At 71.9% G+C, this 12,491-nt stretch carries 8 protein-coding genes; 7 read left to right on the top strand and 1 reads right to left on the bottom strand.

Annotation, left to right across the window (positions count from 1 at the left end):
* The first annotated feature begins 119 nt into the window (after positions 1-119).
* From ACFVXG_RS01590 to ACFVXG_RS01580, 3 genes are all read left to right on the top strand, one after another.
* On the top strand, positions 120-1,469 hold the full coding sequence (locus ACFVXG_RS01590) for an alpha/beta hydrolase (protein WP_387923219.1): 1,350 nt from the start codon (positions 120-122) through the stop codon (positions 1,467-1,469).
* 159 nt (positions 1,470-1,628) lie between these two features.
* Entirely contained in the window at positions 1,629-3,083 is a 1,455-nt protein-coding gene (locus ACFVXG_RS01585; RefSeq protein WP_387923217.1) for an aldehyde dehydrogenase family protein, read from the top strand.
* Between the two features lie 105 nt (positions 3,084-3,188).
* Entirely contained in the window at positions 3,189-4,292 is a 1,104-nt protein-coding gene (locus ACFVXG_RS01580) for an NAD(P)-dependent alcohol dehydrogenase (RefSeq protein WP_387923215.1), read from the top strand.
* Positions 4,293-4,368: 76 nt separating this feature from the next.
* Here ACFVXG_RS01580 and ACFVXG_RS01575 read toward each other — a convergent pair whose 3' ends face one another.
* On the bottom strand, positions 4,369-6,057 hold the full coding sequence (locus tag ACFVXG_RS01575; RefSeq protein ID WP_387923213.1) for a glycoside hydrolase family 27 protein: 1,689 nt from the start codon (positions 6,055-6,057) through the stop codon (positions 4,369-4,371).
* 579 nt (positions 6,058-6,636) lie between these two features.
* Here ACFVXG_RS01575 and ACFVXG_RS01570 point away from each other — a divergent pair.
* The 4 genes from ACFVXG_RS01570 (at position 6,637) to ACFVXG_RS01555 (ending at position 12,425) form a co-directional block, all read left to right on the top strand.
* Positions 6,637-8,190 carry an HD domain-containing phosphohydrolase gene (locus ACFVXG_RS01570; RefSeq protein ID WP_387923211.1) on the top strand — a complete coding sequence of 518 codons (1,554 nt, stop codon included), beginning with the start codon at positions 6,637-6,639 and terminating at the stop codon, positions 8,188-8,190.
* Positions 8,191-8,344: 154 nt separating this feature from the next.
* Positions 8,345-8,998 (top strand): class I SAM-dependent methyltransferase, encoded by a 654-nt coding sequence (locus ACFVXG_RS01565; protein WP_387923209.1) that lies wholly within the window; start codon positions 8,345-8,347, stop codon positions 8,996-8,998.
* 76 nt (positions 8,999-9,074) lie between these two features.
* Positions 9,075-10,751 carry a DUF885 domain-containing protein gene (locus ACFVXG_RS01560; protein WP_387923207.1) on the top strand — a complete coding sequence of 559 codons (1,677 nt, stop codon included), beginning with the start codon at positions 9,075-9,077 and terminating at the stop codon, positions 10,749-10,751.
* A 123-nt stretch (positions 10,752-10,874) separates the two neighbouring features.
* Entirely contained in the window at positions 10,875-12,425 is a 1,551-nt protein-coding gene (locus ACFVXG_RS01555; RefSeq protein ID WP_387923205.1) for a hypothetical protein, read from the top strand.
* Positions 12,426-12,491 lie beyond the last annotated feature (66 nt).

Here is a 12,491-nt window from a genome sequence, read left to right as displayed (position 1 = left end):
GACCGTCGCCAAAAAATCGCCCTACATTCATCGAGTCCTCAGCCCCGCGCCGCGCTTCCGCTGAGTCGATTCCCCCCCGCTCCTTCCGAACCCACCTCCCCGGGAAGGACCACCTCACCATGGGCACCCGCCTCACGCGCCGACTCGCCGCCGGCTGCACCGCCCTCGCCTGCACCGCCCTCGCCCTCGCCGCCGCCCCCGTGGCCGTGGCCCACGCCGACACCACGACCGCCCACCGCACCGGCACGCTCGCCGACGGCGCCACCTGGGTCGCCGACATCCCGGCCGACTGGAACGGCACCCTGCTGCTGTTCAGCCACGGCTTCGGACCCACCCAGGCCGGCGACGCCCCCAGCTCGGCCGCCGCCACCGCACTGCTCGCCGAGGGCTACGCGCTGGTCGGCTCCTCCTACGACCCGTACGGCTCCTGGTGGGCCCTCGACAGCGCGGAACGCGACCAGTTCCAGACCATCGACGCCTTCACCGCCGCCGTCGGCCGCCCCGCCCGTACGATCTCCGTCGGCCTCTCCATGGGCGGCCTGGTCAACGCCCAGATCGCCCGCGACGCAGACGGACGGGTGGCCGGCGCGCTCGGACTGTGCGGACTGGTCGCCGGCGGTGTCGATCTGAACAATTATCAGCTCGCCGCCGAGACCGTGCTCGCCACCCTGCTCGCGCCTGGTGACCGGCTCAGCCTCACGGACTACCCCAGCCAGGCCGCGGCCGCTGCCACCGCCACCACCCTGACGGAGGCCGTCAAGGCAGCCCAGACCACCCCGCAAGGCCGCGCCCGCATCGCCCTCGCGGCCGCCTACCTCAACCTGCCGGCCTGGGCCCCGGGGAAGAACCCGCCCGCCGCCGACGACCCGGCCGGCCAGGAGGCGCAGCAGTACGACTGGCTGGCGGCCGGGCAGCTCGACTTCATCATCACCGGCCGCTACTCGATCGAGCAGGCCGCCGGCGGCGACAGCGGCTCCACCGTCGGACTGAACTGGAAGTACCTGCTGGCGAGTTCACCCCACCACGCCGAGGTTCGCGCGCTCTACCGGGCCGCCGGTCTCGACCTCGACGAAGACCTCGCCACCCTCCGTGCCGTCCCCGCCCACCAGGCCGACCCGGCCGCGACCCGCCGGATGGAGCGGAGCTCCACCGCGGGCCAGGGCCTGGACGTGCCGCTGCTCGACCTGCACACCACCGCCGACCAACTGATCCCGGTCGAGCAGGAGAACGCCTTCGCGGCGCGGGTCCGCGCCGCCGGTGACGGCGCGCTGCTGCGCCAGGCCTACGTGGCCCGTCAGGGTCACTGCAGCTTCACCTCCGACGAGATCCTCGCCGGTCTGCACGCCCTGGTGCGCCGGATCGACACCGGGCACTGGGGCGACACGGGCGCCGCGGCGCTGAACGCCGACCGGCCCGCGGGAACCACGGCCTTCGTCAGCTACCGGCCCGGGCGGCTCGTCACCCGCTGAGGCTCCCGCACCTCCCCGTACCTGCCCGCACTTCCCCGCCCGACACCCCGCCCCACCCGGCACCCGCCCCGCCCGGCGGCGGCTCCTGACGATCACGGGGCCGCCGACCGTCTTTGCCGATCAGCCGATCAGCCGATCACCGAGAGGATCCAACTCGCCATGAGCACCCCCGAGATCGAGCCCGGCCGCCTGTTCATCGGCGGGCAGTGGCGAGAGTCGTCCAGCGGCGCGCGGACCGAGGTGATCGACCCGTCCACCGGACGGGTTGCCACCACTGTCGCCGAGGCCGACGCGACCGACGTCGACGCGGCGGTGCGTGCCGCCAGGGAGGCCTTCGAGCGGGGCCGGTGGGCCGCGATGAGTGGGCGCGAGCGTGGCCGGGTGCTGCACCGGATCGCCCAGCTGATCCGGGAGAACGCCGACGAGCTCACGGCCCTGGAGAGCCTGGACGTCGGCAAGCCCGTCTCGCTCTGCCGGCCCGTGGACGTGGAGACCGCCGCCGACCAGTACGAGTACTGCGCGGCCCTCGCCCAGACCCTGGACGGAGCCGTCCGTGACACCCCGCTCAACGCCTTCGCCTACACCCGGCGCGGCCCGCTCGGCGTCGTGGCGGCCATCACCCCGTTCAACTTCCCGCTGATCCTGTCCAGTTCGAAGATCGGCCCGGCGCTCGCGGCCGGCAACACGGTCGTCCACAAGCCGGCCGACGAGACGCCGCTGAGCGCCCTGTTCATGGCGGGCCTGTTCCAGCGGGCCGGCCTGCCCGACGGCGTCGTCAACGTGGTCACCGGCGCCGGCCCGGTGGCTGGTGAGGCGCTGCTCAGGCACCCCGGCATCGACAAGGTCGCGTTCACCGGCTCGACCGCGATCGGCCGGCACGCCGCGAGCGTGGCCGGCGCGGCACTCAAGCCGGTCACCCTCGAACTCGGCGGCAACGCGGCCCATCTCCTCTTCGAGGACGCCGACCTGGACAAGGCGATCGGCGCCGTCATCAAGGCGTTCGTCTTCAACACCGGCCAGTTCTGCATGGGCGGGCCCCGGCTGCTGGTCGCCCGGCCGCGGTACGAGACGGTGCTCGGAATCCTCGCCGAGGCCGTCCCCGGCGTCCCGGTCGGCGACCCCCGGGACCCGGACACCGTGGTCGGGCCGATGGCCGGCGAGCGGCACCTGAGGAAGGTCGAGGAGTACGTGGACCTCGCCTGCCGGGAGGGCGGTCGGATCCTGTGCGGCGGCAAGCGCCTGGAGCTGAACGGCGGTTACTACTACGCGCCCACCGTCATCGCCGACCTGTCCAACGACTCCCGGGTGGTGCAGGAGGAGATCTTCGGCCCGGTCCTGACCGTCCAGCCCTTCGAGACCGAGGACGAGGCGGTGGAACTCGCCAACAGCACCCGCTACGGTCTGGCCTCCGGGGTCCAGACCGCCGATCTCACCCGCGCACACCGCGTCGCCGACCGCCTCCAGGCGGGCATCGTGTGGATCAACGACTGGGCGATGCTCGACCCCGCCGTCCCCTTCGGCGGCGTCAAGGACTCCGGCTTCGGCCGGGAGTACGGGCCCGAGGCGCTGGCCTCCTACACCAAGACCAAGTCGGTTGTCATCGCCATGAACTGACGCTCCATCGGTTTCGCGTTCCGCTCTCTCATTCCTCCTCTCATTCCTCCTCTCGTCCCGCATCTCATCCCGCTTCGCATTCCGCGCACCGAGGAGTACCCGCCCATGCCCACCACCCGCGCAGCCGTCGTCGAGTCCGGCGGAGCACCGTTCGTCCTCACCGACGTCGAACTCGACGAGCCCCGACCCCATGAGGCCCTGGTGCGGATCCGGGCCGCCGGACTCTGCCACACCGACCTCGGGGCCGCCGCCGGCGCCCTGCCGTTCCCGCTGCCCGGGGTCCTCGGCCACGAGGGGGCGGGCGTCGTGGAGGCGGTCGGCTCAGCGGTCACCGGCATCGTGCCGGGCGACCACGTCGTGCTGTCCTTCACCTCCTGCGGCGGCTGCCGCAACTGCCGCGACGGCCACCCCGCCTACTGCGCCGACTGGTTGCCGCTGAACCTCATCGGCGGGCGGCGCGGCGACGGCAGCGGCACCATCACCCGCGACGGCGCCGTTCTCGGCGGGCACTTCTTCGGGCAGTCGTCCTTCGCCGACCTCGCCCTGGTCGAGGAACGCAGCCTGGTGAAGGTCGACCCCGACGTCCCGCTAGAGCTGATCGCGCCCCTGGGCTGCGGAGTGCAGACCGGTGTGGGCGCCGTGTGGAAGGTGCTCCGACCCGAGGTGGGCAGCACCCTGGTCGTGCTCGGCGCCGGTGCGGTCGGGCTCTCCTCGGTGATGGCGGCGGCCCTCACCCCCGCGACCACGATCATCGCCGTCGACCGGGTGCCCGAGCGACTGGCGCTCGCCGGTGAACTCGGCGCCACCCACACCGTGAACGCGGCCGAGGCTGATCTCACCGAAGCCGTGCTGGAACTGTCTGGTGGTCAGGGCGCCGACGGCGTCGTGGAGACCACCGGCAACACCGCCGTCATTCGCCAGGGTGTCGACGCCCTCGCGCCCCGCGGCACCCTGGCCGTCGTGGGCGCCCCGCCCTTCGGTACCGAGGTGTCCCTCGACGCCAACGCCATGATCCCCGGCCGTACGGTGGTCGGCCTGACCCTCGGCGATGCCGAGACCCGGACCGTCATCCCCGCCCTGGTCCGGCTGGTCCGCGACGGCCGCCTTCCCCTCGACCGCCTGATCAGCCACTACCCGTTCGCCGACATCGACCGGGCCGTCCGCGACATGACCGCCGGGAAGGCCGTCAAGCCGGTCCTCACCTTCTGAGGTCGGACGCAACTGCCGTACTGCCTCCCGAGGTCGGGACCTCGGGGACAGTACGGCAGTTGCGTCCGGTGACCGCTCAGACGGCCCACTTCTGGTTGCTCTGGCCGTTGCAGGTCCACAGGTCGATCAGGGCGCCGTTGGCGGTGGACCGGGCGGTGACGTCGAGGCAGAGCCCGGACTGGGCGCTGGTGATGGTGCCGTCGGCGTTCACCGTCCACTGCTGGTTCGGCTGGTCGTTGCAGGTCCAGATCTCGACCTTGGTGCCGGGCGCGGTCTGGCCGTCGTACGCGTCCAGGCACATCCGGGTGCCGCCCGAGGAGACGGTCAGTCGGCCGGAGGAGGTGCGGGTCCAGGTCTGGTTCGGTTGGCCGTTGCAGTCCCAGATCTGCAGCTGGGTGCCCGGGGTGGTGGTCGAGTTCGGCACGTCCAGGCACTTGTCCGCGCCGACCGCGCGCACCGGGCCGCTCTGGTCCGTTCCGCCGCCGGTGCCGCCCGCGACGCGGAACATGGTGGTGCCGTGCGCCGGAACCGAGGCGCTGATGGGGCCGGTGGTGGTCGACGTCGCGCCGGACCACAGGTCGGTGAGGCTGTAGCCGGAGGCGCCGGTCTTCCCGATCGCGGCGGCGGAGGTGCTGATGATCGCGGTCGATCCGGTCTCGTTGAACAGGGCCACCGAGACGTCGCCGTTGGCCAGCGGCTTGGCCAGCACGTCGAGACCGCCGGCGGAGGACACCAGGGTGCCCTGCTTGCCGAGCGGGTCCTGGTCGACCGCGATCACCCGGGCATTGGTGAGCGTGGCCAGGGTGGCCGGGCCGGCCGAGGCGATGTTGGTGCCGGCGATCAGCGGAGCCGCCATCTCCGCCCACAGGCTGAACTCCGAACGGCTCTCGGTGTCGGTGAGCGGGCCGTTGCCGACCTCGAGCATGTCCGGGTCGTTCCAGTGGCCGGGCCCGGCGTAGGCGGCCAGGTTCACGTTGCTGTGGAAGATCGACAGCATGCTGGCATAGCCGGCGTTGATGTCGCCGGTGGTGCGCCAACTGTTGCCGACCCCGGCGCCCCAGGTCCACACGGCGTCCTCGCCCCAGCTGCACAGGCTGAACAGGATGGGCCGACCGGTCGCGGCCAGGGCGTCGCGCATCGTGGCGTACCGGGTCTGGGCGGGCGCCTTGTTGCCCTGGGGGCAGGAGTTCAGCCAACAGCCGGGCCCCGCATAGCAGTTGTCGTACTTCAGGTAGTCCACGCCCCAGGCAGCGAAGGTCTGTGCGTCCGTGGTCTCGTGGCCGAGGCTGCCCGGGAAACCGGCGCAGGTCTGCAGTCCGGCGTCCTCGTAGATGCCCAGCTTCAACCCCAGCGAGTGGACGTAGTCGGCGGTGCCCTTGATCCCGTCCGGGAACTTGTTGGGATCGGGGACCAGACGTCCGTCGGAGCCCCGGGAGTGGGTCATCCAGCAGTCGTCGATGTTGACGTACGCGTACCCGGCGCTCTGCATGCCGTTGTTGTGCATGGCCAGCGCCGTGCTCTTGATCAGCGGCTCGGAGACGTCGCAGCCGTAGGCGTTCCAGTCGTTGAAGCCCATCGGCGGCGTGATCGCCAAACCGTTGCCCGCGGCCGGTGCGGCTGGCGTGGCCGCAGCCGGCTGGGCCGCGCCCAGGGAGAGCAGCGGAATCGCCAGGGACAGGAGTAACGCCGAGAGTACGCAGGCAAGCGTCCTCCGCAGCCGTGCGCGCGCCGATGGCCGGGTGACGCGCGGGTTCGCGTGGAGCATGTGGTCGCCTCCTGGTGGGGGTGGTGGGGGTGGTGGGGGAGGTGTCTGTTTCTCGCGGTTCGGTAGTACTCCGAGATAGGTGTGAACATGACAAGCGCGTTTCGAGGGATGGCCCCATGACTGCGGGGTGGGGACTCCGAGAGGACTCGATCGGGCAGTGAGGCCGCCGTATGAAGAAATAGCTGGCTGAACACCGGTATTTCCGGTGCGGTTTCCCGGCATATCAGGGTGGCGAATCCAGCTCGGATCTCCGGTTCGGCATCGTGGGCGCCCGAAGAGGGGGAAGTAGCGGAAGAACCGGGCGGGTCGGCACTCAGGTCCGCAAGCTGTCCTCCCGATCGGCAGTGGCTTCGACGGCTGGCTGTTAGCGCTAACAATAAGTCGCAAAAAGATCGCCGAGGTGAAATGCCCCGGCGTCGGCCAATGGGAGCCTCCAATACCCTGCGCGCAGTGTCAACCCTTCTCGCAAATCTGTCGACGGTCAGTGAGCTCCCCCCGCCAGCAGCGGGCAGCGTCCGACGAACGGGAAGACCTTTACAGATCGAGATGAGCGGTGTGTGGGGGCGTAGCGTGGTGAGGGTGACGAGCCACGCGGAGAGCGGAGCAGGGGTGCGTCTGGCGGAGCTGGTGGCCGCGCTCTCGCTGGGCGTGGACCTGGGCTTCGGCCAGCCGATGGAGCACGTGCTGCGCCAGTGCCTGATCGCGTTGCGACTGGCCGAGCGGCTCGGCCTGGACGACGACACCCGGATGGTCGTCTACTACACCGCGTTGCTGGTCAACGTCGGCTGCCACTCCGACGCGCATGAGCAGGCGAAGTGGTTCGGCGACGACATCACGCTGAAGTCCGGCAAGTACGCCTACGAGCAGCGCAGCCTGGCGGGCGCGGCGGCGACGCTGCGGTTGATCGGAGCGGGCAATCCGCCGCTGCACCGGTTCCGGGTCGGCCTGGAGTTCACGCTCGGCGGGTTCCGCGACCTGAACGGGATGATCAGCTCGCACTCGGCGCTGGCCCGCGAGCTCGCCCGGCGGCTCGGTCTGCCGGACGCCGTGCAGGAGGCGCTGGCTGGCTCCTACGAGCAGTGGGACGGACGCGGCTGGCCGGGGGAGCTCAAGGGCGAGGCCGTGCCGCTGCCCTCCCGGCTCGCGCAGCTGTCCGAGTACGTCGAGGTGGCGCACCGGATCGGCGGGACCGGGGCGGCCACGGAGCTGGCCAGGCGCCGGGCGGGGACGCAGTTCGATCCTGGACTCGTGGTCGAGTTCTGCCGGGAGCCCGAGGAGATCGTGGGCGGACTGGACACGGCCCGTACCTGGGAGGCGGTGATCGGGGCCGAGCCCGCGCTCGGCGTGCGGCTCGGCGAGGAGGAGTTCGACGCGGCGCTGCTCGCGGTCGCCGACTTCGTGGATCTGAAGTCCCCGTACACGCTGGGTCACGGCCGAGCCGTGGCCGCGCTGACCGAGGCGGCCGCGCTCGGGCTGCGGATGGATCCGGCCGAAGTGACGACGCTGCGCCGAGCGGGCCTGGCGCACGGCCTGGGCCGCCTCGGCGTCTCCAATGCGATCTGGGACAAACCGGGACCGCTGGGCGCGGGGGAGTGGGAACGGGTACGGCTGCAGCCCTATCTGACGGAGCGGATGCTCCGGCAGTCCCGGTCGCTCGCCCCCCTGGGCGCGGTCGCCGTGCAGTACCGCGAACGGCTGGACGGCTCCGGCTACCCGCGCGGGCTCGTGGGCGGCGCGATCTCCTGGCCGAGCCGGATCCTGGGCGTCGCGGACGCGTACCAGTCGATGATCGAGCCGCGCCCGCACCGGGCGGCACTCCGGGCGACGGAGGCCACCGCGCAGCTGCACGCCGAGGTCGCCGCCGGACGCCTGGACGGCGAGGCGGTCGCCGCGGTGCTCGCGGCCGCTGGGCACCGCACGCCGCGGCGCGGTGCCGGGCCCGCGGGCCTGACCACCCGCGAGATCGACGTGCTGCGGCTGCTGGCCCGTGGCTGCGCCAGCAAGGAGATCGCCGCACGGCTGGTGATCTCGCCCAAGACCGCGCGCAACCACATCGAGCACATCTACGCCAAGATCGGGACCTCGACCCGGGCCTCGGCCTGTCTCTTCGCGGTGCAGAACGGTCTGCTCTGAGACCGGGGCCGGCTCCGGGAACGACGACGCGGACGACGGGGCCGAAGATGAGGCATCCGCCCCATGTGCCGGGCACGGCACGGGCCTAGCGTCGAGGCAGAACGTCGGACCGTGAATCGAGGCAGTCATGGGCGTCAGAAGCACACTGTTCGCGGTGACCTACGACCGGATGATGGCCAAGGCCGAGCGGCAAGGCCTGAGCGACCTGCGTCGCCGGTTGATCGCCGAGGCCGGCGGTCGGGTGCTCGAAATCGGCGGCGGCACCGGGGCCAACCTCGCCTTTTACGGCGAGGGCGTCGAGTTGCTGACGGTCACCGAGCCCGAGCCGGCGATGGTCCGCCGGCTGGAGCGGCACGTCGCGGAGCGGGCTCCGCGTACCACTGTCCTGCGGGCGCCGGCCGAGGACCTTCCGTTCGAGGACGACAGCTTCGACGTCGTCGTGTCGACGCTGGTGCTCTGCGGGGTGAGCGACCAGCAGCGGGCGCTGCGACAGCTCGGCCGGGTACTGCGCCCCGGCGGGCGACTGCTCTTCCTGGAGCACATGCGCTCGGAGGACCCGAAGGTGGCCCGTCACCAGGACCGGATGAACTGGCTGAACCGGCTGGTGGTCTGCTGCGAGTGCAACCGTCCGACGCTCGACTCGATCCGGGCGGCCGGATTCGTCGTCGACCACGTCGAGCGCCAGGTCTTCCCCGCGAGTCCGTCCTTCATCGGCCCGGCCGTGCTGGGCAGCGCCAGGCTCCCGGCGGCGACCCCGTCCGGACGCGACGCGGCCACGGCCGTGCCCGGGAAGGCCCCGGGCGGCTGACGGGCCGTGCGGCTCAGGACGGTCGTGTTCGCGCCGGCCGTGGTAGGCCCAGCAGACGGTACGCCAGGATGGTGGCATGGCAGATGAAACGATCACCCCACGCACCATCGCCGACCGCCACCTCGACCAGGTGGCCGCCCACGACCCGCTGGAGGCCGCCTGGCTGGGCCTGCACCCCGGGGACGACCGGCAGCCGGACCTCTCCCCGGAGGGGTTCGAGGCCCTGGCCGATATCGCCCGCGGCACCCTCCGCACGCTCGACACCGCCCCGACCACCGAGGACCCTGCCGACCGGGCCTGCGCCCGGCTGCTGCGGGAGCGCCTCACCGCCGAACTCGCCCTGCACGACGCCGGCGAGAACTTCCGCCAACTGCGCAACATCGGCGCGCACGTCCACCACGTGCGGGAGATCTTCACCTTCATGCCGACCGCCACCGACGACGACTGGGCGGCGGTGGCCGGACGGCTGCGCAACCTGCCCGGCGCGCTCGACGGATACCGGGCGACGCTCACCGAGGGGATCGCCCGGGGCCTGCTCGCCGCGCCCCGCCAGGCGGCCGTGGTCATCGACCAGCTCACCGCCTGGACCGGCGAGGGCACCCAGGGCGCGGGCTGGTTCGCCGACTTCGTCACCCCCGGCCCGGAGCGGCTGCGCGGCGAACTGGACGCGGGCGCCCTCGAGGCCACCGCCGCCGTCGCCGAGTTCCGCGACTGGCTGCGCGACAGCTACGCCCCCGCCACCGCCGACACCCCGGACGCCGTCGGACGGGACCGGTACCGGCTCGCCGTGCGCCACCACACCGGCGCCGAGGTCGACCTGGACGAGGCCTACACCTGGGCGTGGGGGGAGTTCCACCGCACGGCCGCCGAGATGCGGGCCGAGGCCGGCCGCGTGCTGCCCGGGGCCGGCGTCCTCGACGCCATGCACCACCTGGAGCGGCACGGCCATACGGTCAAGGGCGAGGAGGGGATCCGCGCCTGGTTGCAGGGGATCATGGACGAGGCGATCGAGGCCCTCGACGGCACCCACTTCGACATCTCCGGACCGGTGCGGAAGGTGGAGTCCAGGATCGCCCCGGCCGGAAGCGCCGCGGCCCCGTACTACTCCGGCCCCAGCCTGGACTTCAGCCGGCCCGGGCGCACGTACCTGCCGACCCTCGGCCGGGACGCGTTCCCGACCTGGCAGCTCGTCACCACCTGGTACCACGAGGGCGTCCCCGGCCACCACCTGCAACTCGCCCAGTGGGTAGCCCTCGCCGACCAACTGAGCCGCTACCAGACCACGCTGGGCATGGTCAGCGCCAACATCGAAGGCTGGGCCCTGTACGCCGAACGCCTCATGGACGACCTGGGCTTCCTCACCGACCCCGCCCACCGCCTCGGCTTCCTCGACGAGCAGATGCTGCGCACCATGCGGGTGATCATCGACATCGGCATGCACCTGGGCCTGGCCATCCCCGCCGACTCGGGCTTCCACCCCGGCGAGCGCTGGACCCCGGAGCTGGCCACCGAGTTCATGGCCACGTACAACGGCAGCCCCGCCGACCTGCGCACCAGCGAGATCGTCCGCTACCTCGGCTGGCCCGGCCAGGCCATCGGCTACAAGCTCGGCGAGCGCGACTGGCTCAAGGGCCGCGAAGCCGCCCGCCGCCGACAGGGCGCGGCGTTCGACCTCAAGACCTGGCACATGAAGGCGCTCTCCCTGGGCTCGCTCGGCCTCGACGACCTGGTCGACCAGCTCTCCATCCTGTAGGCCCGCAGCAATGGTCCACAGGGGTTCCCGGCCCTGCGTGGCTGATTGACTGCCCCTGGGGCGGACCGGAGGCTGAGCAGATCTGACACCACGTCAGATTTGCTTCTCCGATGGAGGATTGATGTGAGAAAGAGACTGATTCCCCGCCGCACCAGACCCCTGATGGCGCTGCTCGGAACGCTGGCGCTCGCGGCGGGCGGGCTCGCCCCCGCGGCGGCCGCGTACGAGCGGGGAGGTCCGCAGGTGCTGCTGGTGTGCAACGGCAGCACCGTCGCCTGCCCGAGCAGTTCGGCGCAGCAGTACGGGACCATCCAGGCCGCCGTCGACGCCGCGCGGAGCGGTGACTGGGTGCTGGTCTGGCCCGGCGTCTACCACGAGAAGGCCACCGGCGAGGCCGGCGTGCTGATCACCACGCCCGGCGTCCACCTGCGCGGGCTCGACCGCAACCGGGTGGTCGTCGACGGCAGCAACGGCAGCGCGGCCCAGCCCTGCCCGGCCGACCCCGCGCTGCAGGACACCACCGGCCGCAGCGGCGTCGTCGTCTCCAAAGCCGACGACGTCTCCATCGAGAACCTCACCGTCTGCAACTACCTGTCCGGCGGCAGCGGCAGCGGCGGCAACGAGATCTGGTGGAACGGCGGCGACGGCAGCGGGCAGATCGGCCTGCACGGATACCACGGCGCCTACTTGACCGCGACCTCCGGCTACGGCGCGGCCGACCCGAACGCGTCGATGGCGCAGTACGGGATCTTCGCGTCCAACGCGACGGGCCCGGCGGAGCTCGCCCACACCTACGCGTCCAACATGGGCGACTCCGACTACTACGTGGGCGCGTGCCGCGACATCTGCGGCGTGACCCTCACCGACGCGCACGGACAGAACTCGGCGATCGGCTTCTCCGGGACCAACTCGGGCGGCTACACCATCAAGGACTCCGAGTTCGACCACAACCGCACCGGGATCGTGGCCAACTCGCTCAACAACGACGACGCGCCCCCGCCCCAGAACGGCAGCTGCCCCGGCGACCCGCAGCGCTCGTGCACGTTCATCGAGCGCAACTTCATCCACGACAACAACAACGCGAACGCCCCGCTCTCCGGGCTGGCGGGCGCCGTCGGTGCGGGCATCGAGATCTCGGGCGGCCACGGCGACACCGTCCGCGGCAACCGCATCCAGCAGCAGGGCAGTTGGGGCGTCGTCCTGCACGACTTCCCGGACAGCGAGACGCCGCCGCCGCTCAGCAGCTGCCAGGGCGGGACGCAGCTGCCCGGCGTCTGCGTGTTCACCTCCTACGGGAACGTCGTGGCGGCCAACGAGTTCAGCCGGAACGGCTTCTTCGGCAACCCGACCAACGCGGACGTCGCCAACGAGTCGACGACGGCGCCGCACAACTGCTTCTACGGGAACCACGGGACCGGCGGCGCCGCCCTCACCAGCGACCCGGACTCGATCCAGAGCGGCACCGTGGACGGCCCGCCGTGCGGCAAGGGCGCGGGCGTCGGCGACGACCAGCTGCTCTTCGCCGAGCTGGTGTGCGCGGCGGGCTTCGGCCCGTGTCCGATCCCGGACGCCGCCTACCCGCAGCGCACCGGCCTCGACCTGGCGCCGCTCAGGACGCAGGCGAGCATGGAGCGCCCGTGCACGGGGCTGCCGAGGAACGCGTTCTGCGAGTAGCCGTCTCGTGATCGGCACGTCGAAGGGGCGGACACGCAGCGCGTGTCCGCCCTTCGGCATACGTGG

The sequence above is a fragment of the Kitasatospora sp. NPDC058162 genome (assembly GCF_042884005.1).
GTDB lineage: Bacteria > Actinomycetota > Actinomycetes > Streptomycetales > Streptomycetaceae > Kitasatospora.
This window is presented reverse-complemented; position numbering and strand designations above follow the sequence as displayed.